This is a genomic window from Clostridium sp. MB05, from assembly GCF_046581255.1.
GTDB lineage: Bacteria > Bacillota > Clostridia > Clostridiales > Clostridiaceae > Clostridium.
Map to the genome: position 1 here is coordinate 31,714 of NZ_CP174370.1, position 22,787 is coordinate 54,500.

At 28.1% G+C, this 22,787-nt stretch carries 18 protein-coding genes; 2 read left to right on the forward strand and 16 right to left on the reverse strand.

The annotated features are described in order from the left end of the window. Window positions 1-10: 10 nt before the first annotated feature. The 5 genes from ACH36K_RS00255 to ACH36K_RS00275 form a co-directional block, all read right to left on the reverse strand. Complete coding sequence (locus ACH36K_RS00255; protein ID WP_411169073.1) at window positions 11-1,843, reverse strand: ATP-binding protein; 1,833 nt, start codon at window positions 1,841-1,843, stop codon at window positions 11-13. A gap of 199 nt (window positions 1,844-2,042) precedes the next feature. Beyond that, window positions 2,043-2,630 (reverse strand): rubrerythrin, encoded by a 588-nt coding sequence (rbr, locus tag ACH36K_RS00260; RefSeq protein ID WP_322412721.1) that lies wholly within the window; start codon window positions 2,628-2,630, stop codon window positions 2,043-2,045. Window positions 2,631-2,827: 197 nt separating this feature from the next. Beyond that, complete coding sequence (gene pfkB / locus ACH36K_RS00265) at window positions 2,828-3,733, reverse strand: 1-phosphofructokinase (protein WP_411169074.1); 906 nt, start codon at window positions 3,731-3,733, stop codon at window positions 2,828-2,830. After that, window positions 3,730-4,482, reverse strand: coding sequence for a DeoR/GlpR family DNA-binding transcription regulator (locus ACH36K_RS00270; protein ID WP_411169075.1), 753 nt, complete (start codon window positions 4,480-4,482; stop codon window positions 3,730-3,732). The genes pfkB and ACH36K_RS00270 overlap by 4 nt, the downstream gene beginning before the upstream one ends. A gap of 229 nt (window positions 4,483-4,711) precedes the next feature. Then, window positions 4,712-5,032: a (2Fe-2S)-binding protein gene (locus tag ACH36K_RS00275; protein WP_411169076.1), complete on the reverse strand. Its 321-nt coding sequence runs from the start codon at window positions 5,030-5,032 to the stop codon at window positions 4,712-4,714. Window positions 5,033-5,297: 265 nt separating this feature from the next. On the opposite strand from ACH36K_RS00275, the gene pflB reads away from it, so the two are divergent. Next, window positions 5,298-7,526: a formate C-acetyltransferase gene (gene pflB / locus ACH36K_RS00280; protein WP_411169077.1), complete on the forward strand. Its 2,229-nt coding sequence runs from the start codon at window positions 5,298-5,300 to the stop codon at window positions 7,524-7,526. Window positions 7,527-7,557: 31 nt separating this feature from the next. On the opposite strand, the gene ACH36K_RS00285 is transcribed toward pflB, so the two are convergent. From ACH36K_RS00285 to dhaS, 8 genes are all read right to left on the reverse strand, one after another. Further along, window positions 7,558-8,442 (reverse strand): tocopherol cyclase family protein, encoded by an 885-nt coding sequence (locus ACH36K_RS00285; RefSeq protein WP_411169078.1) that lies wholly within the window; start codon window positions 8,440-8,442, stop codon window positions 7,558-7,560. Next, a complete protein-coding gene (locus tag ACH36K_RS00290; protein WP_411169079.1) occupies window positions 8,432-9,874 on the reverse strand; it encodes an FAD-dependent oxidoreductase in 1,443 nt (480 codons plus the stop codon). The genes ACH36K_RS00285 and ACH36K_RS00290 overlap by 11 nt, the downstream gene beginning before the upstream one ends. 125 nt (window positions 9,875-9,999) lie before the next feature. Further along, window positions 10,000-11,400, reverse strand: coding sequence for an FAD-binding oxidoreductase (locus ACH36K_RS00295; protein WP_411169080.1), 1,401 nt, complete (start codon window positions 11,398-11,400; stop codon window positions 10,000-10,002). Next, window positions 11,390-12,592 carry an FAD-binding protein gene (locus ACH36K_RS00300; RefSeq protein WP_411169081.1) on the reverse strand — a complete coding sequence of 401 codons (1,203 nt, stop codon included), beginning with the start codon at window positions 12,590-12,592 and terminating at the stop codon, window positions 11,390-11,392. The genes ACH36K_RS00295 and ACH36K_RS00300 overlap by 11 nt, the downstream gene beginning before the upstream one ends. Window positions 12,593-12,603: 11 nt before the next feature. Then, window positions 12,604-13,392: an electron transfer flavoprotein subunit beta/FixA family protein gene (locus ACH36K_RS00305; RefSeq protein WP_411169082.1), complete on the reverse strand. Its 789-nt coding sequence runs from the start codon at window positions 13,390-13,392 to the stop codon at window positions 12,604-12,606. A gap of 507 nt (window positions 13,393-13,899) precedes the next feature. Further along, entirely contained in the window at window positions 13,900-14,268 is a 369-nt protein-coding gene (locus tag ACH36K_RS00310; RefSeq protein WP_411169083.1) for a hypothetical protein, read from the reverse strand. Window positions 14,269-14,488: 220 nt separating this feature from the next. Continuing rightward, the gene (locus ACH36K_RS00315) at window positions 14,489-16,501 is read right to left on the reverse strand and encodes a methyl-accepting chemotaxis protein (RefSeq protein WP_411169084.1); all 2,013 of its coding nucleotides are present in this window, start codon (window positions 16,499-16,501) and stop codon (window positions 14,489-14,491) included. 614 nt (window positions 16,502-17,115) lie between these two features. Next, the gene (gene dhaS, locus ACH36K_RS00320) at window positions 17,116-17,676 is read right to left on the reverse strand and encodes a dihydroxyacetone kinase transcriptional activator DhaS (protein ID WP_411169085.1); all 561 of its coding nucleotides are present in this window, start codon (window positions 17,674-17,676) and stop codon (window positions 17,116-17,118) included. 460 nt (window positions 17,677-18,136) lie between these two features. Here dhaS and ACH36K_RS00325 point away from each other — a divergent pair, with 460 nt between their 5' ends. Next, window positions 18,137-19,561, forward strand: coding sequence for a spore germination protein (locus tag ACH36K_RS00325; protein WP_411169086.1), 1,425 nt, complete (start codon window positions 18,137-18,139; stop codon window positions 19,559-19,561). Window positions 19,562-19,689: 128 nt separating this feature from the next. Here ACH36K_RS00325 and ACH36K_RS00330 read toward each other — a convergent pair whose 3' ends face one another. The 3 genes from ACH36K_RS00330 to ACH36K_RS00340 form a co-directional block, all read right to left on the reverse strand. Next, a complete protein-coding gene (locus ACH36K_RS00330; RefSeq protein WP_411169087.1) occupies window positions 19,690-20,736 on the reverse strand; it encodes a hypothetical protein in 1,047 nt (348 codons plus the stop codon). Between the two features lie 121 nt (window positions 20,737-20,857). Further along, window positions 20,858-21,541, reverse strand: coding sequence for a hypothetical protein (locus tag ACH36K_RS00335; RefSeq protein ID WP_411169088.1), 684 nt, complete (start codon window positions 21,539-21,541; stop codon window positions 20,858-20,860). A 293-nt stretch (window positions 21,542-21,834) separates the two neighbouring features. Then, window positions 21,835-22,488: a lysoplasmalogenase gene (locus ACH36K_RS00340; RefSeq protein WP_411169089.1), complete on the reverse strand. Its 654-nt coding sequence runs from the start codon at window positions 22,486-22,488 to the stop codon at window positions 21,835-21,837. Between the last annotated feature and the right edge of the window lie 299 nt (window positions 22,489-22,787).

A 22,787-nucleotide genomic window follows, 5' to 3' on the forward strand; every position in this document is an offset into this window, starting at 1 on the left:
TCCTAATTAATTACTTTTGTGCTATTGGGATAGTAAATGTAAACTTACTTCCAAATCCAACTCTACTTTCGCACCAAATTTTACCTTCGTGTATCTCTACAATCTCTTTTGCTATGGATAACCCCAAACCTGTACTTTCTTCTGGGATTTCAAATCCTTCTACTCTAACAAATTTCTCAAATACCTTCTCTAAATAATCTTTTGGTATTCCCCTTCCTGTATCTTTTACAGATATAACTATATAGTTTTCTTTAATGTATCCTGATAATTTTACTGTTCCATTTTTTGTGTATCTTATTGCATTAGATATTAAATTATTTAATACCCACTTTATTTTTTCTTCATCTATCATAACATACGGCAGCCTTTCTTCTAACTCTAAACTTAAATCTATTCCCTTCTCATTTGCTTGAGTTAAAAAATTTTCTACACATTCATATACTAATTCATTAATATCATTAGATTTTATATTAAATGATGCTCTGTTTGATTGAATTTGTGATATCTTTAGTAAATTTGATACTAAATCATTTAATCTCTGTACATCTTCCTTTATAGCTTCTAATATATCTTCTTGTTTTTTATTTAATCTGCCTATATTGCTATTACTTATAAGTCCAACTCCCATCATTATTGAGGTTAATGGAGTTTTAAGCTCATGGGATATTGTTCCTATAAAATTTACTTTTACCATCTCGAGCTCTTTTAGTCCAGTAATATTCTTAAATAATACAACTACTTCATTAATTTTTTTCTCTGATCCTTTAATAATAGTGGCTGTTATATTGAAGAAATATTTTTTATTGTTTTTCGTTATCTCTATTAACTTTTCTATATTTTCGTCATCATTATTTATAACTTCTATAACATAATCATATATTTCTGATATATTTATTACTTCTAGAAAATTTTTATCAACAATATCTTTTTCTTCTATATTAAAAAAGTTTTCTCCTTCATTGTTTATGAACTTAATTTTAAATTTATCGTCTAAGACTATTATAGGATCTGATATGCTTTTGATTATACTTATAGATCTGTTCTTTTCAGACATTAAGTCTCCCTTAGTACTTTTTTCAAATTCGTATAATCTATTTGTCATGTTGTTAAATTCTTTAGCTAATAACCCTATTTCATCATTATATATTACTGGAGCTTGCTTATTTAAATTACCTTCTTTTACTGATTTTATAGCATTTAACAAAAGGTGTATTGGATTAAAATATCTATTGGTAAAAAACATAGCTATAGATCCTCCAAATATTGCTCCTACAACTGATACCAATATAATTAAATATGTTGATGACTCTGCACTATTTTTTAAATTACTTTTTTTATTAAACATAACTTCTTCATTTAAATCTGATAAAGCATTAAGTTTTTCTTTAAGCAATATTATTTGAGGTGCTATTCTTTCTTTATATATTTCTACTAATTCATTATGATTTGCACCATTATTATGATCTTGTAAGGATGAGAATAACTTGCTAAACTCTATATACTGTAAGCCTATCTCATTTACTAGTTCTTCTTCACCAGTTTCTGTTATATTACTCTTTTCAATATAAAACCACTTGTAAAATTCATCATCACTTGTATGAAATAGGTTTAATGCCTCTTCTTTGTTTTCTTGTAAATATATTAATATAGCTTTATCTTGATTATCTATGCATTTAATCATATTATTGCTTGTATCAATACTTTTATAATTATTAGTAATCAATCCATTTATAGATTTTCTAAGAGTATATATATTAAATGTAGAAACCATGCCCACTGCTATAATAATAATAACTAAAGTAATATATATGGCGGTAAATTTCTTTTTTAAAGAGTTAGTCATAACTTTAACCTCTCAATTCAAAATTTTGGCTATTTACTTTATTAATTATACATAATAAACAAAGCTATATTCCACATTTATTTTACTTTTATAATATAAATATCTCAGAAACTTATAAATACGAAATATTATTATTAACTATTTTATATAGATTAAAAAAATAGCCTAAGAGTATGTACTCTTAAGCCATTAATTACTATTAATAATTTTCTGTAAATACTTCAAAATATCCTTGTGGATGTAAACATGCCGGACATACTTCAGGGGCTTCTTCACCCTCAAAAATATACCCACAATTGTTACACTTCCATAAAACTACATTATCCTTTTTAAACACTTTTCCTTCTTCTATATTCTTTAATAACTTATTATATCTTCTTTCATGTCTATTTTCTACTTCTGATATTCTCTCATAAGCTGCTGCAATTGTAGGGAATCCCTCTTCCCTCGCAATCCTAGCAAATTCAGGATAATCATGTGACCATTCTTCATGCTCCCCCTTAGCTGCTGCCATTAGGTTTTTAGCAGTATCATCATATAAATCTACCGGATACGCAGCATTTATTTCTACAGCCTCTCCTGCAAAATCATCCTTTAAAAACTTATAAAATCTCTTTGCATGTTCCTTTTCTTGTTCTGCAGTTTCTAGGAATATATTAGCTATTTGAACATAGCCTTGCTTTTTAGCTACACTAGCATAATAAGTATATCTTGTTCTAGCTTGTGATTCTCCCGCAAAAGACTTCATTAAATTTTCTGCTGTTTTAGTACCTTTTAAGCTTTTCATCTCATCACCCTCCATATTATAGATTTATTTTCATCATTTCCCCATACTTGTATTATATTACATATATAATTAATTAGCAAATTGAATAAATAATTAATATTCTTATTAATTATTCTAAATTCATTCACATGGTTTCCTTTGTAAATATACTTATTTAATCTATTATATATACAAAAATATTATAATTCCCCTCTAAACTATAGTATTTCATTCAATAATTCATAAATTTTTTCTTTCGTTGCTAACCCCTCTGAAAATGCACTAGCACTTCCAGTTGCAACACCAATCTTAAAGGCTTCTTCTATGCTTTTATTTCTTAAATATCCAGCTATGAAACCACCTACCATTGAATCACCAGCCCCAACTGAATTAATAAGCTTTCCCTTTGGAACCTCTGACTTAATTATCTCATCATTCTCTGTTATAAATATAGCTCCATCGCCAGCCATAGAAACTAGAACATTTCTAGCTCCCATTTCTCTAAGCTTTTTTGCATAAATTATTATTTCTTCTTCAATATCTATGGTAGTATTAAACAATTCTGCTAATTCATGATTATTAGGTTTTATTAGAAATGGATTATATTTTAATACATTCAATAAAAGCTCTCCTGTTGTATCAACAACAAATTTAATACCTTTATTAGATAACTTCTCCATTATTATTTCGTATATATTTTTAGGAAGAGTTTTGGGAACACTTCCAGCTAAGACTAAAATATCGCCTTCTTTTAATAAATCTAGTTTTTTATATAACTCTTCTAAATCATTACTTGTAATATTTGGTCCTTGCCCATTTATTTCCGATTCCTCATTAGCCTTTAATTTAACATTTATTCTAGACACACCATCTTTAAGCTTTATAAAATCTGTACTACAGCCAAAAGATTTAACCCTTCTCTCTATCTCATCGCCAGTAAATCCAGCTATATATCCAAGTGCTACATTTTCCACATTTAAATTATTTAATACTATAGAAACATTTATACCCTTACCCCCAGCATAAACTTCTTCATAAGATGTCCTATTTACTTGTCCTAATTTAAAATCTTCAACCCTTACTATATAATCTAGTGCTGGATTAAAAGTTATAGTGTAAATCATAGTTTTAAAACCTCCACTATTTTTGCTCTATTATTGTAATTACTCTTATTTAATATTGTTGTTATTATTACTGCTCCATCTATTTCTCCGAAAGTTACACAACTTATTTCATCAAATTTAGTTTGATCTGCTAAGATATACGGACTTCTTGTTCTTTTTAATGCTTCTTCTTTTACTAGTGCTTCTTTAATATCTGGCGTAGTATATCCTCTACAATCTGATATACCATTTGTTCCAAAAAACCCCTTTGTAAAGTTATATTTTTTAAAACTATTTATGGCCTCAACACCAACTACAGCTTCTGTAGATGCCTTTATTTCTCCTCCAAGTATATAAGTTTTAAATCCATTGCTTATTAACTTCTTAGCTTGATTTATTCCATTAGTAACATATACAGCATTTCTTTCTTTTATAAAATCAATCATCAAATTAGTTGTTGTTCCAGAGTCTATATATACAAAATCATCTTTTTTTATAAGGCTTGCCGCATACTTTGCAATCATTGATTTTTCATTTATATTTAATGTTGCTCTTATTGATACCAAATCATCTTTAGTATGAAACTCTTTTTCTAATAGAGTAGCACCTCCATGAACCTTTTTTAATTTTCCTTCCTTATTTAAGAAATTTAAGTCTCTTCTTATTGTTGACTCTGATGTGTCTAATATTTTCACAAGTTCATTTACGTGTATTACAGAATTATTTTTAAGTTCTTCCAGGATACGCTTATGTCTTTCTTCAGTTAACATTAAAATCACTCCCAACTAAATAATACAACTTTTAAAAATCAATTTCAACCAATTTCATTCATTTTAATTCATTTTCACTCATTAATGTTTATTCATATGTATAATTAAATATTTTTAAAGTTCCAGTCATTTTTATTCACTTTAATTAATAAGTTGATTCTAGAAAAATAAACCTTAAGGTATTTTATCCTTAAGGTTTATTTTCGTGTAATTAATAGCAAAATATACTCTATCTCTTTAATTCTATAACATTTTCTATCAGAGATTTACATCTACCACATCCAGTACCAGCTTTTGTAACTTCTCCAACCTTTTCTACTGTATCAGCACCATTATTAACTGCATTTACTACTGCTTCTAATGATACACCTTTACAACTACATACAGATTCTAAAATTGATTTAACTTCACTAGTACATCCTCCACAACAAGTAGCTGCTCCTGTCTTTTCCATTATTTCTTCTAACGTTCTTGCTCCATTTATCATTTCTTTTCTTATATCGACGTAGCTTACATTTCTGCATCTACAAATTTTTCTATCTCCAGCCATAACTTCCTCCTAAAACATATCTGTTATTTCTTTATAATTATATATCGATAAAATATATTATTCAATATTTTTTATTAATTAATTTATTTTATCCATATTTTTAGTATATCGATTTACTTATTTCATTTTTATTGCTCAATTTATTCACTAACTCATTGCAATAAATCAGCTTTAATGTTAAAATTTACTTGATAAACATTATTCATTGATAATTATTTCCAATAAAGTTAATGTTTATTAAATGTTAGAAAAAGGGGTGCACTATATGAAGCAAGAATGGATCAATTTTAAAGAAGGTCAATGGACTAGATCTATTGATGTAAGAAACTTTATACAACTAAATTATACTGCATACGAAGGAAATGATAACTTTTTAGTCGGTGCTACAGAAGCAACAACTAAGTTATGGGAAGAAGTAAGTGAATTATTTAAAAAAGAAAGAGAAAATGGTGTTTTAGATGTTGATACCGAAACTATTTCTGGAATCAATGAATATAACGCTGGTTATATAGACAAAGCTTTTGAAAAAATAGTTGGTGTTCAAACTGATGCCCCATTAAAAAGAGCAGTTATGCCTTTTGGTGGAGTAAGAATGGCTGAAAATGCAGCTAAGTCTTATGGATATGAAATAAACCCTAAAATTTCTGAAATATTTACTAAATATAGAAAGAGCCACAACCAAGGAGTATTTGATGCTTATACTGATGACATGAGATTAGCAAGAAAATCAGGTGTTATAACTGGTCTTCCTGATGCTTATGGTAGAGGAAGAATCATAGGTGACTACAGAAGAGTTGCTCTTTATGGAGTTGATAGATTAATACAAGATAAAATTGATCAAAAGAAGAGCTTAGAAGTTAGATGTATAGATGAAGATGTTATTAGATTAAGAGAAGAAATTTCAGATCAAATCGTTGCATTAAAAGAATTAAAAGGTTTAGCTGAAACTTATGGTTTAAATATTTCAGGACCTGCTACTAATGCTAAAGAAGCTATTCAATGGTTATACTTTGGATTCTTAGGAGCTATAAAGGACCAAAATGGTGCTGCTATGTCTCTTGGAAGAACTTCAACTTTCTTAGATATATATATTGAAAGAGATTTAAAAGCTGGATTAATTACTGAAGAAGAAGCTCAAGAATTAGTTGACCATTTTGTTATGAAACTAAGACTTGTTAAATTCTTAAGAACTCCAGAATACAATGATTTATTCTCAGGAGATCCAACTTGGGTTACTGAGTCAATCGGTGGTATGGGATTAGATGGAAGAACTTTAGTTACTAAGAACTCTTTCAGAATTCTTAACACTTTATACACTTTAGGACCATCACCAGAACCAAACCTTACTGTTTTATGGTCAACAAGATTACCTCAAGGCTTTAAGGATTTCTGTTCTAAGGTTTCTATTGATACAAGCTCTGTTCAATATGAAAATGATGATTTAATGGCTCCTTACTGGGGCGATGATTATGCTATAGCTTGTTGCGTATCTGCTATGAAGGTTGGTAAGCAAATGCAATTCTTTGGTGCTAGAGTTAACTTAGCTAAGACTTTACTTTACGCTATAAATGGTGGTAAAGATGAAAAATATGGAATGCAAGTTGGACCAAAATTAGCTCCAATAACTAGTGAATACTTAAATTATGATGAAGTAATGGAAAAGTTTGAGCTAATGACAGATTGGTTAGCTAACCTTTACGTTAATACTTTAAATGTTATTCACTACATGCACGATAAATACTCTTATGAAAAATTACAAATGGCTTTACATGATAGAGATGTGTTTAGAACAATGGCTTGTGGTATAGCTGGTCTTTCAGTTTGTGCTGACTCACTTTCAGCTATTAAATATGCTAAAGTAAAACCAATAAGAAATGAAGAAGGCGTAGCTATCGATTTTGAAATTGAAGGAGATTTCCCTAAATACGGAAACGATGATGATAGAGTTGATGATATAGCTGTATATCTAGTTGAAAACATGATGAACAAAATCAGACAAAACAAGACTTACAGAAATGCTTACCACACTCAATCAGTATTAACTATAACTTCAAATGTTGTTTATGGTAAGAAAACTGGTACTACTCCAGATGGAAGAAAAGCTGGAGAACCATTTGCTCCAGGAGCAAACCCAATGCACGGAAGAGATAACAGTGGTTCATTAGCATCATTAAATTCAGTTGCTAAGTTACCATATGAACATTCTCAAGATGGTATATCAAATACTTTCTCAATAATTCCAGATGCTTTAGGAAAAACTTCTGAAGACAGAATTAAGAACTTAGGTTCATTAATGGATGGATATTTTGGTCAAAATGCTCATCACTTAAATGTTAATGTATTTGATAGAGAAACTTTATTAGATGCTATGGAACATCCAGAATTATATCCTCAATTAACTATTAGAGTTTCTGGTTATGCTGTAAACTTTATTAAGTTAACAAGAGAACAACAATTAGATGTTATAAACAGAACATTCCATAAATCAATGTAATATATAAAGGACTTAGGTTTTCTAAGTCCTTTTACTTTACATACTCAAAACTAGTATTCTTACTTTCTAATTCAAATATCTTTTCTTGATTTATGTAAAATTTAAATTTTGCTGTACACTCTATGTTTTCATAAATAGTTCTAACCATCTCACCACCATCAGGAGCTAACAATTTTTGTGGATAATTTTCATTTATTAGTACTTCTAATTTATATTTTCCTCTTCTTATAATTAATCCTTTTTCATCATATTTAATTATTTTAACTCCATTATAAGTTGCTAATCTATATTCCTTACCTTTATATAAAACTACTGCTATGCAGCCCTTAAATTCAAATCCTAAAAAAGGTATATCTGCTATGGAAACCATAATGCTCGTTTTTTCTTCTTTAAAATTATTACTTTGAATCCATAAATATGATTTAGGAAATGATGTCCCCAAATCTTTTTCAATATAGCCAACTCCATTTTCTATTACAATTTCTTTGTTATCTATATTTAATTTCCCATTAATTTTATGATGTAAACTTATTACTCCATGATTGCACTCCATAAATGGAACTAATGAAAAAGGTCCCATTATATCGTATTTAATAGGTGTAATGCTATCATAACTTAGCTTTCCATTTACTTTAATTTCGTTACTTTTTATATTTAATATTATACCTTTTCTAGAAAATATATTATCTTTTATTTTAACTGTTAGTTTATCATAGCTAACTGAAAAATCTTCAAATTTATACTTTATATTATATGAGTTTGTGTTTGTTATAATTTGAATAAAAGCATATTTAAGACCGCATTTATCTATATTTATTCCTGGAATAAATGCAATGCTACCACCATTATATTGGTTTTTAAAATACCATCCTTCAAAAAAACTTTTTTTCTTATTATATGTGCTATTATTCTTCATATTTTAAATTCTTAATAGATGGTGAATCTAGTAAATTACCCTTGTAATCAAACCTTGATCCATGACATGGGCACTCCCAGGATAAATCATCACTATTCCAACCTAATTCACAACCTAAATGTGGGCATTTTGTTGAAACTGCGTACACTTTTCCTTCATCGTCTTTATACACACCAACCTTCTCACCATTATAAATAACTATTCCACCAGTTCCATTTTCTATATATTCTATAGTGTCCATTGGAATATGAATTTTTTGAGCTATAAAATTATAAGTTGTTTGTGCTCCATCTATAAGCATATTTTTTATCGATGCAGTCATATCAAATCTGCTTGGTGAAAATATATCGTAAAAGTCATTCATTACACCAGCTATCTTATCTGATAAAATTATTGCTGAAACCATTGAGGATGTCATTCCCCATTTATTAAATCCAGTTGCAACATAAACATTTGGCATTTCTTTAGAGTACAATCCTATATATGGAATTCCATCAGAAGTCATACAATCTTGTGCTGACCAATTATATTTTTCAATTGCATCTGGATATAATTCTTTTGCAAGTTTTCTTAGCTCATCATATCTTCCGCCCTCTTCATTACTACCAGTTCTTCTATCTGCTCCAGTTAATATTACTAAGTCTTCATAGCTTCTGAAGGAATATCCAGTTTTGTTTTCATCAACATACATCCCATTTAACTTTTGAGCATTCTCCAATGCTATTACATAAGCTCTTTCTTGATGCATTCTTAAGAAATAATAGCCTGGAAAATTTATAATCGGAAAATGTGTTGCAACTACTATATTTTTAGCTTTAACATTCCCTTTTTCAGTTATTACTATTTTTTCCTTTATATCTGTAACCTTTGTGTTTTCATAAATATTTAAATCTTCTGCTATGTAATTTAAAAACTTAATTGGATTAAACTGAGCTTGCTTTTTAAATTTCAAAGCCTTCTCTATCTTAAATGGCAATTCAATTTCATCAACTAGTTCTGCATCTATTCCTAATTTTTTAGCAGCTTCATATTCATCAATTATTCCTTTAGGATTATTTAAAGTGTATATATACGCATCCTTTTCTTCAAAATTACAGTCTATTTTATTTTCATTTATTATATCTTTATAGGTTTTTATTGCTAATTGATTTGCAACTGCATAATCCCTTGCATTTTTTTGCCCAAATTCTTTAATTAATTTACTATAAATTATATCATGCTGCATAGTTATCTTAGCTGTAGTATTTAAAGTGTTTCCATTTAATATTCTATCTCTTTCAATAACAACAACATCTACTCCCCTTTTTTTAAGCATATAAGCTGTTAATAGCCCTGCAATTCCAGCACCTACCACTACTGCTTCTACTTCAATATCACCATTTAATGATTTTCTTTCTTTAACAGTATAACTTTCACTCCAAACTGACTTCATAAAAATATCACCTCATTGGTTATTATTCCATTAATTTGATTAATTAAACCAATATGGTTATTTAAATAATTATTTAATAAAAAACCTAGTGACATCTCTATTCACTAGGCTTTTTATAGTTCATTCTAATAACATACTTTTCCTGGATTTAATATATTCTTAGGATCAAAAACTGATTTTATTCCCCTCATTAACTCTATATTTTCATCACTTAATGATTCGCTTAGATATCCCTTTTTAGCATATCCTATTCCATGTTCTCCCGAAACTTGTCCTCTAAGTTCTTTAGCTTTATCATACATACATTTCATTACATCATTAAGTTTTGTTTGCCATTCATCTTCATTTAAATCATCTTTTAAAATATAAATGTGTAAATTTCCATCTCCAGCATGTCCAAAACTTTTTATTCTTATTTTATGCTCTTCTTGAAGCTTATGAGTAAACTTTACAAAGCTAGCAACCTTATTTCTTGGAACTACTACGTCTACCTCATCCATTTCAGTTGTAGAAGATTTTATAGCTTCTAAGAAAGCTCCTCTTGCAGACCATATAGCTTCTTGTCTTTCTTCTGTGTCTGATATAAATACATCTATAGCACCTTCATTTAAACATATATCAGCAACTCTTTGATAATTATTTTCTATCTCCTCTTTTGAATTTCCATCAAAGGTTAATAATAAATAAGCATCTGAACTATGATCTGGGAACTTTTTACCTAAATACTCTTCTGCTGCAAGTATTACTTCACCTTGCATAAATTCAATAGCTGTTGGAACTGCTTTTGATTTAATTATTTTTGGTACAGTTTCAATAGCTGTTTCTAATTCTTTAAAAGGTACTAATAAACTTATTGCTTTTTTAGGTAATGGAAGTAACTTCAATATTGCTTTAGTTATTATTCCTAAAGTTCCTTCTGAACCTATTATTAAATCCTTAATACTATATCCTGAACTATTTTTTACAACCTTTCCTCCTATATTTATAATATCCCCTTTTGGAGTTACAACTTCTAAGCCCCTTACATAATCTCTTGTTACACCATACTTTACAGCTCTCATTCCACCTGCATTAGTACTTATATTTCCACCTATTGTAGCTGTCTTTTCACCTGGATCTGGTGGATAAAAAAGGTCGTGCTCTTGAACAAACTTTCCTATTTCCATAAGTAAAACTCCTGGTTCTACTGTTAGGGTTAGATTTTCTTCATCTAATTCCAATATATTATTCATTCCGCTTAAATCTATAACTATTCCACCTTCTAATGGTACACACGCTCCAACTAATCCTGTTCCAGAACCTCTTGCTGTTACTGGTATATTATTTTCGTAAGCATACTTCATAATTTTAGATACTTCTTCAGTTGTAACTACTTTAACAACTACATCTGGTAGTTTTCTAACAAAACCTAATTCATCATGACTATAGTCCTCATTTATATTTTCTCCATAAAAAATTCTATCTTCATCATTAATTAATGCTTTTATATCCTCTATATTTTGATTTAGTACTTTGTTATATTGCATATGATTCCCCTCCATTTTCCTTAATCTTTTGAATCAATTTAGGAATTATTTCATATATATCTCCTACGATTCCATAATGAGCAACCTTAAATATTGGTGCTTTATCATCCTTATTTATAGCGAATATATAATCTGAGTTATTCATACCAGCTGTAAATTGAACTGCACCAGATACTCCACATGTTATTATAAGCTTAGCCCTAGTTGTTCTTCCGCTTAAACCAACCTGTTTGCTAGCATCTTCCCATCCTGATTCAATTAAAGGTCTAGTAACTGCAACTTCTCCTCCTAAAAGATTGGCTAATTCTCTAATCATATTCATATCTTTCTCGCTTTTTACTCCTCTTCCAGCAACAACTAAAACATCAGCTTCTGATATGCTATGCTCTTTCTCTTTATTTACTACACTTCTAACAGTAATATTAGAATTCAGCTTGTCTTTATTTATATTACAAATTACCAACTCTCCATGTGCTTCCCTACTTCTTTCTGGGGCAGACATAACCTTGTACCTAACTGTAGCTAACTGAGGTCTTGAATTCGGAGTAATTATCTGAGCCATTATATTTCCGCCAAAGGCTGGCCTTATCTGTATTAAATCTGTATTTTCTTTTATATCTAAAACGGTACAATCAGCCGTTAAACCTGTTCTATATCTTGCTGCTACTCTTGGTGCTAATGATCTTCCTACATTAGTTGCTCCAACTAAAATAACAGATGGTTTAACTTCATCTATAAAACTTTCAAACATTGCTGTATATGGTTCTATAATAAAGTTATTTAACTTCTCATAATCATATATATATACTTTATCTACTCCATAATGTAACAATTCCTTTGCTTTTTCAGTTATATTGTGTCCTATAAAAATACAATATACATCTTGCTTCACTTTATTAGCTAATTCTCTTGCCTTTCCTATAAGTTCAAAGGTAACAGGGTGTATATCTCCATCAACATGATCTACATATACTGCTATCCCTTTCCATTTACTTTTATCTATCAATATTCTTTCTTCTTCTAAATACTCTACAGCTCCCTTAGGTCCTTTTTTTACACATAACTTACACATTTTACAATTAGAATTTATATCTAATTTTCCATTATCATTTTCTAATGCTCCAAAAGGACAAATTTTAATAATCTCATCTATATTTATTACTTTATCTTGATTAATTACTAATTTAGCCATATCATATCCCCCTAAACAAACTTTAATTCTTTTAATTTATTAACTATATTTTCACTTATTTCATCTGAATCTCCACTCCATATTTCATGGTGTGCATTAGATTCAGGAGGAAATATTCTCTCTACTTGCGTTGGTGATCCATTTAAACCATATTTATTTTCATCTTTATCCTCAAAGTCATTTAATGATATAACTTTAATTTCCCTACCTTTTGATTCTATCTTTTTTCTATATGAAGGTAATCTAGGTTCAAATATGTCTTTTTCTACAGTTAATAAACAAGGATATTTAATTTCTACAATTTCAACTGTATCTGCCATATCCATTTCTACTGCTATGTAATCATCTGCTACTTCTAAGATCTTTCTAACATTGGCCACATGAGGAATGTCCAAATATTCTGCTATTTCTGGACCAACTTGTGCTGTATCCCCATCAGTTGTTTGTTTACCACAAATAATTAAATCAAACTCCCCAGATTTTCTTATTCCTTGTGATATTGTATATGCAGTTGCTAGAACATCTGCACCTGCAAATTTTCTATCTGATATTAATATTCCATTATCAGCACCCATGGAAAAAGCTTCTCTTATTACCTCCATGGCTTGAGGTGGTCCCATGCTTATTACATTTACCTCTCCACCTTTTTGTTCTTTAATATTAAAAGCAGTTTCTAATGCATAAAGATCATATGGATTCATCTTTGTATCTATTCCATCTCTTTTTAGAACTCCTGTTTTTTCATCTACCTCAACCTTTGATGTTCCTGGTACCTGCTTGATACACACTATAGTATTCATGAATTCATCTCCCCTGATTTATTATTTTTAAGTCTTCTATATAAATTTAAGAAAACATTCATAAAATTTACTTTAATATACACAATTTTGTATATTAAACTCTAATTACTTTTTACACCCCACCCCCAAAATGGTTGTAAATTATTCCTATTTAAACGTTATCTAAAACCAATTGTAAACCTTTTATAAAAGGTTGTCTATAATAGTTATTTTTATAACACATTTTTGTCTTTTTTCTGAAATTTCATTTCATTAAAAAGGAAAAGTTATTTATACTTTTAACTTATTTGTAATACTTAACCTACCTCATTACATGTACTGGATTGAATTATGGAGAACTTCTTATTGTACTTTTAACTATTTTGTATATACAGGAATACGAACTGAATCTGAATATTTCTTCTAGTGCCAATGTGGTTATTTTTTGCATTTAATTAGCTTTGTACTTGATATTTTAATTTATCCTATAGAAAAAACAGTAGTTGATTTGTTCTAAAACAAATCTATCTACTGTTTCATTTTTACATAATATTTTTTCTTTAATCCACCCCATAGTATTTTACATTTTACACCTATAATTCTAGCATATAAATAAGTAATTGGACTTCTTAGCCTCCCTCTAGAACAAGCTATTATAACCTCATCATTTCTATTGTTCGACATTTCCAATAATAATTTTTTTATTTTCTTTCTATTTTTTATTATTCCTATGCTTATTATAAAAATAGCCAAGGGATAAAAACTTTTTATCTTTTGATGCTGAAGTTCATCTATTACTGGTATATTATATTCTGTCATATTCATTATCAAAAATTCCGATTTAGTTCTAACATCTATAATCTTTCTATCATTTATATTCTCGAACTTTACAAACATTATTTCCCCTAGAAATACAATAATATTTTCTATCATATGCAAAACTATATTCATTGTTTACTTTTCTTAGGGGCATATTTATATGTCTTATTTGATTAATTCTTTATTTAAAGTACATTTTAAATTTAACTTCTATAATAAATTTTCTTCAAATAAAATGAGGTTATTTCTTTGAAAAATTATGACTCAATAGATTTCCTATTGAGCCATTTATTTATATTTATATTTTAAATTTTTTAATTAGTCTATTTAAAATATCTGAATAATCTTTTAAAGTTTCTGATTGTTGAGCCATTTCTTGTAAACCTGATGATTGTTCTTCTGATGCAGCACTTACTTCTTCGGTTATAGCTGCAGTTTCTTGAGATACAGCTGCAACCTCTGATATCTTTTCAACAACAGTGTCCTTACTTTCTCTTATTTTATCTAAAGAAGCTGTAACATCATTTATATTTTCTTCTAGCTCGCTAATCATATTGTCTATTATATTAAATTTATCTTTTGTTACTACTAAACTTTTTTCTGTTTCATCATTTAACTTTTTAGTAGTTAAGGTATCCTCATAAAGTTCTTTTATGCTTCCTTTTACTTCCTCTATAACATTATTAATTTCTGTTGCTGACTTAGCTGATTCTTCTGCTAGTTTTCTTACCTCTTCTGCAACAACAGCAAATCCTCTACCTACTTCTCCAGCTCTTGCAGCTTCTATACTTGCATTTAGAGCTAAAAGATTAGTTTGTCCTGTAATTGACTTAATTGCATCAACGATAATTCCAATCTCTTCTGACTTAGCTGCTAGTATATCTACTTTTACAGCTATATTATCGCTAGCTTCTTTGTTTTTTTCGTATGTTGTACTTAGGTTTCTTAAAGCGACTGTTCCTTCTGTTGAAGATGTTTTAACATCCTTCGAAGTTTCTAGCATCATATTGGAGCTTTCTATAGACTTATTAACTTCTTCTTCTAATAACCCTACTATACGAACCCCAGCATCTAATTCAGCTGCTTGATCTGTAGTTCCTTCTGCTATTTGTTGCACTGATTTTGCAACTTCTTCACCTACATTGCTAGATTCTTTTATAATTCCAAATAATATCTCCGATCCTTCATTTACTTTATCTGAAGCTTCCTTTACACCACCTAATAAGATTATCATATCATCAATTAATATATTTAACCCATTAATCATTGAATTAATTTCCTTATTATAATAGAATTTATTTTCTACTTTCTTAGTAAAATCTCCATCTTTGATTTTATTTAAACTTTCTACTACTTCTCTTATAGGATTTGTTAATTTACCTGTAAATATTTTTGAAACTATTACAATTAGTATTATAATTGCTATAAAAACTCCTAAAGGTAATAACATTTCTTTTAGCGCTGCCATAAATAATTCTTGCGTTGGAACAAATACAACTACAGATAAACCAGTTCCATTTTCTATTGTTTTATAACTTAAGTACTCTACTCCATCTATATCTATATTCTTGCTCGTATTATTTTCAATATTTTGTACTTCTTCTATCCAAGGAACCTCTTTTGCATTTTTTCCTATTAAGCTATTATCTCCATGTGCAACAATAGTTCCATTTTCACTTAAAACAGTTGCAAATGAATTATTCCCAAAATTTATATTTCTTACTATATCTGAAAGTCTATCTAGATTCTTATCTAATGATACTACACCTTGTATTTCACCATTATCACTTTTAACTGCTTTAGAATAGGTAACCACTATTTTTTTATTTACTGCATCTTCATATGGTTCAGACATAATAATTTCTGATGGGTTATTAATTGCTTCCTTATACCAAGGTCTATTTTTGGGATTAAAATCGCTTCCCACATCTTCATGTGGAACTAATATATACTTCCCATCTTCACTGGCAATAGACAAATTCATTATATCAGTTTTTTTTTCGAAATAACTTTGTAAAGTTTTTCCGAACCATAATGCCTCATTATTTTTATTTTCCTTTATCCCTTTAGCATTTGGATCCATTGATAAATAATCTATATCTCTATAACTATTTGCATTACTATTTACTAATGCCTCTTTTATAATATCAACACTACCCTTAATTGTAATATCAACAGACTTATTAATATTCTTACTAAGTGAGTAAAAATTAACCACTCCCATCACTAATATAGGTATTATTGAGGTCATAATTAAAAGTTGAAATATTTCTTGTTTTATTGTTTTTTCTCTTATCTTTTTCATTTTCATTTTCATCTCCCTTTATAATATATTTTATTCTTGTTTATACAATTTTTTTTACTTTCATATATTTTAATCTATATTTCTAATTTCGAATTTTTTTAAAGTTAATTTAGTTAAAAAAACCTAAAATTCAACAATATCCGTTTATTTTTTCTCATATTTTTATGTAAATGTTTGTATTTGCTAAATAAAACCATTTTTCTCTTAGAAATTCATAATATATATTAATTACTTCTCTCATTGTTGTAAATTGCTCCTCTGAATAAGGTATAATTTATTTAATATTTTACTTAATGTTCTAGTACATTTTCTCTTGTATAAAATTATATAAATAAAACAACCTACTCTTTAAAGAGTAGGTTGTTTTATAACTGATTATTTTTATGAAAATTAAAAAAATATATTTTTTATTTATAGATTATCTGAATTTCAATAAAATTTATTTTATTATCTCTCTTCTATATCCAAATACACCTAAGAATAGCATCATTATACCTAAAATTATTAATGTTTTACTTTCAAATGGTGATCCTGTATTTACTAATTCATCATATTTAGTATTTCATCAGTTACAGATAAAAACATCGAAACAGTTAAACTATATATTGATAAAGATATGTTTAAACTTCATATCTTCTTAATGCTCTTATAAAATTTCCTTCTATTAACTCTCTAAGCTTTTCTATTAAAATCTTTGGATCCTCTCTCATTCCATCTTTCATCCATTGAATTACTAATCCTGCAAAAGCATGTGTATAAAAATTAGCAATAAACTTTTTATCTTCTGCTTTAACGTTCATGTTACTAGATATTTCATTAATAACTCCCATAAGCAAATCATTTATTACAGAAAAAAGATACATATCTAGATGAGTTCTACTTAATGAGTTTAAAGTATTATAACAAAAAGCTTTATTGCTTTCTATATATAAAAATATCTTATAGAATCCATCAACCCACGTATTATAACTCTTATATTCTGATATACTTTCAAGGGCTTCGGTTTTATATATCCACTCTACCAAAGCATATATGTCATGAAAATGATAATAAAATGTTTGTCTGTTTAAACTACAATCTTGAACTACATCCTTTACAGATATTTTATGTAATGGTGTTGTCTTCATTAAACTTTTTAAAGATCTAGCTAATGATTTTTTAGTTAATAAAGAACTGGACATATAAATCACCCCTAACTTATTATATATCAAAAAAGCTTCGAAGATTAATCGAAGCTTTTAATGTATTATACTTTAAAATTATATCATCACTTATGTCCTAGTTCAACTTTCAATGAAGACTCTTTATTTTCACTATATCTTAAACTTTTTAATTAGATTATTTAATATATCTGAATAGCTCTTTAAGGTTTCTGCTTCTCCAGCCATTTCTTGTAATCTAGAAGATTGTTCTTCATATGGTTCAGACATAATAACTTTTGTATGAACTTTTATAATTATTAAATTTAATTAATATTTTATATTTAAATCTAAGGTTAAATAATTATATATATGTGCATTATACTTTTTTAGTTCTCCATAATACTTTTAATATAAAAAAGTTTAGTATATTCTCTTCTAGGATTCACATACTACTTTTATATAAAGATGATTAGACATATATTGTAAAGGAGGTGCCTACATGGCTTTATCTTCAAATTTAAATGAAAATATAAAATTAATAAAGGAACAACTAGCAATAAGTAAAAGTTTTGATATAATTGGCAGAAATATTAATATAGGAAATATAAATTCTTACTTAATTTTTATTGACGGCTTTGCAAAAGACCAAATATTACTTTACGTTATTGAAAGACTTCAAAATCTAAAAAAAGAAGAAATCTCTGCTGACTTTATAGCTAAACTTATCCAAAGTGAAATTGCATATATAGAAGTAGATACCTTTAATACCTTAGAGCCAATGAAAACATCAGTCCTCTCTGGAGGGGCCGCTTTATTAATAGATGGTGAAAATGAAGGAATTATACTAGATGTAAGAGAATATCCTGTAAGAAGTCCTCAAGAACCTGATTTAGAAAAAGTTACAAGAGGGTCAAGAGATGGTCTTGTAGAAACTATTATCTTTAATACAACACTAATAAGAAGGAGGCTTAGAGATCCTAATTTAATATTTGAATTGAAAAATGTAGGAAGTCAATCAAGAACAGATGTAGCTATTGGTTATATTGATAATGTAGTAGATCATAAACTATTAGGTGAACTTAAGAATAAACTAGATGAAATAGATGTGAACGCACTTGTAATGGCAGAAAAGACCCTTGAGGAGCTTTTAATTAAAAAGAAATGGTACAATCCACTTCCTCAAGTTAGATTTACAGAAAGACCAGACGTTGTGGCTGCCCATCTTCTTGAAGGACATATTGCAATAATAGTTGATACTTCTCCAAGTGTAATTCTTCTACCTGTAACAATATTTCATTTTACGCAACATGCTGAAGACTACTATCAAAATCCTTTAGTTGGTACATATTTAAGATGGATAAGATTTTTTGCTATGTTCTTAGCATTTATTATTTCACCATTATGGCTATTATTGGTATATAATCAGGAATTTTTACCTTCTTATCTTGCCTTTATAGGACCTAAAGAAACAGGATATATTCCTCTTTTTATTCAACTTATTATTTTAGAATTTGGTCTGGATTTTTTAAGAACAGCATCTATTCATACTCCTGATGCACTCTCAACATCCCTTGGTATTATAGGAGGTTTAATATTAAGTGAATTGGCCGTAAATGTTGGTTGGTTCGTTCCGGAAACTATATTATATATGGCTATTGCTGCAATAGGTACATTTGCATCACCAAGTATTGAATTTGGTATGGCAATTCGTATTTTTAGATTGTTTTTAATAATATTAACTGGTTTATTCAAAACAATAGGCTTCTCTATAGGCCTAATAATTGTTTTAGTAATAATAGGCACAACAAAGGCTTTTGGAAACCAGTCATACCTATGGCCACTAATACCTTTTGATAAAAAAGCATTTTTCAATATGTTTTTGAGAAGACCTATACCCGAAATTAGAAATAATAAAAAATCTTAACTATAACTAACTTGCACTTTCAAGTTTTTGCCCATGATTGATACACAAGAAAAAGAGGATTCAATTTACGAACCCTCTCTTTCCATGTGCCATTATCAAAAGTTATTTTAATACAACACCATTTTCAATTAAGCTAAATTAGGCAATATACCTATGTTACCTTCTAAACTACTGTCATTCTTCTTTTCATATCCATTTTCAATAGCATTGCTTATGTCTTTATATCCCTTGGAAACTGTATCTTTTATATTAGTTACAGCATCATTTATACTATTAGCCACAATTTTACTTGTTTCTTTAACTTCATTTACAACTGATTTTGCTGTATCAATTACATCTCTACTAACTGATATAATCATCTTTTTAACCTCTTGTATATGAGACATTGAACTTTTAATAGAATTTTTTATATTATTATAATCCTTTTTAATTTCATTATATCCTGTTGAAAGTGTATTAGGTATTCTTTTTATAGGATCCTTTATAGAGTTTATTCCATCCTTGGCAATTCCACCAGTTTGAACTATTTTACCTATAACACCACTGTTTGGACTATTCCAAGTTTCTTTAATCTGAACTACTGATGCTCCAACTTTTCCTACTACTTCCATAACATCTGCTCCTACTGAAACAGTTGTCTTTGCTCCTGTTTCAATTAAAGATATAGATGAATTTTTAATATCCTCTGCCGCTTTTTTTAGCTCCACAGAGGCTGTTGTTACTTGTTTAACGGTATTAGATATTCTTGATGCACTATCTGATATTTTATTACCTACTGATTGTAAAGCATCTCTTGTGGTTTTTGATATAGATTTTCCAGTATTAAAAATAGTTTTTGATACTGAACTTACTGTATTAATAACACTTTCACCTACAGAAACTGCTGTTTTAATGAATTTTTTTGATTCACTAGCTACAAATGAAAATTTATCAGATACTGACTTGAAAAATTTCCCTATAGAACTTTTAGTTGTATCTTTTTTTTCAGCTACAACTTTTGGAGAATTTTCTGATATACTAACAATTGAATCCTTATAGTTAGCTGCAGCTGATTTTATGCTAGATGCTTGCTTATCTGTATTACAATTAATACTTTTTGTATTATTATTAAATTTACTGTCATCTTTTTTAGATAAGACATTCACATTTAAACTAACATCACTAGTTATTTTCATAACTTTTCACATCCTTTACTTTTTATAATTTATATACTCACCTTTAGGTGCTTATATCTATAGTTAAATAAGTTAATCTTTTGATTTGATACATAATATAAACTATTTTTAATATAAAGTATTAAAAGTACTTTCCTTGTGCTGAATATGTTGCATTTTTTAGCAAATGAAATTCATCTTCTAATATAAATTCACCATCTATAAAAAGCTTCATCTTCCAACTTCCAATAGAATATTCACGAGTATTATCTGTTAAGTCCATCCAAAACCATAACATTATTGGCTTTTTCTCATCTGGTGGGGCAAATAGATTATTCTCATTTATTTGGAATAACTCACCTTTAGGTGTATACCATGCAGCCGTTACAGTATGTAGTCCAGTTACATTTGTAAATTGAAATCTTGTTACTATTTTCTTATCTAACAACAAGTTAAAATTCTTTTTATTTGCAATATTCTCTCTTTCGCTTATTGCAGAACTTATATTATACTTTTCTATATGGGTTGTATATTGAGTATTGTTATACATTCTTTGGTCATTTTCATTAATCATGACTATAGACCAAAGTTCCTCATTATCATCTGGTAAATATATGTTAGCAGCTGAATCATTAAGCTTTAGTTCCCCATTAATAAGAAATTTATATGGGTGCTCTCCTGATTTTAAATTACATTTAAATATCCATTTATTATTGTCTTTAACCATCTTTCCCTTGATAGGATCATAATTATTAAACTTTCCAATTACAGATATAGTTTCAATTGGTAGATAAATATTTTCTTCGTATTCAAAAATTACTTCCATAGCAAGTTATCCTCCTATAAATTTCTAAATTTGTTTCTTATATATATTTTCGTAATATTCTTGATAATATTTAGGCTTTTTTACAAATTATATAGATTATTTTCATAATATTCTGTATATTTATAACCTTGAGAATCTTTCAAACAATATTATCTGCAAAAACCCTTGAAACTTCATAGAAATTACTACCTGTAATATATGAATTTCTCTTTGAATAATTTGACCATTACTCAAAATTTCCCTAAAAAATCGCTACTATCAAAAACCCTTTTGACAGTAGCGATTTTTATATATTAAAATAAATATCCGCCAACAATTAAAACTTGAGCTAAAACATAAGTTAGCATAATATATACATTTCCATTTTTAAATTTACCTTTAAAAGTATAAAATCCTAATATAGAATCTGAACATAAAAATAACAATGATCCAATAAAAGGAAGTAAAGATGATGTACTAATCCCCATAACTGAAATACGTGCTAAGCTAGCAAAACTCATTGATGAAATAATTGTCACATATACATAGGTAGGTATTTTCATGTTACCTAAATAATTCTTTAATTTTTTCATTACAGCTATAGCTACAATAACATATATTATAATAGAAAGATAAAACCATATTGGTATATCTTTTGTGAAAGAAATGTCCTGTAAAAAAAGTAAAACATAACAAATATGACCCATTAAAAAAGCTACTAATCCTATAATAAAATAACTTTTTCTTTCAGACCACATTAAAAATACATCACCAATAAAAGCAAATCCTAATGCTAATACAATGAATTTATTAATTTCAGGTACACTTAATATATAATAAATTGCTAGTAATATCATTAAAAATGGCTTAGTGTAGTACCGCCCCTTAATATATTCATTTTTAGTAAAAATCATATGCATGACAAATATTACAAAAAATAATCCCCCAATTATCAATTTCGTCACCATAAACCCTCCTTAAACCCTATAGTAATTTATGTATATTTTACCATATTATTATATATATGTATGTACATCTAAAATAATTAAATCTGTTATTAGAATATAAAAAGTATATGTTACTTTAATTATTAACTACCTTTAATCTCTTTGTTATAACATCAATAAATCTTATAATTATAAAATAAATGCTATAAGAAAAGCCTAATGTCATTTATGTTAAATAGTATATTTACAGATGCTTTGAACTAGTTTATGGTATAAGTCTCAGTGAATTTAGAAAAGCTTTTTTATTTAATATGTTAAAA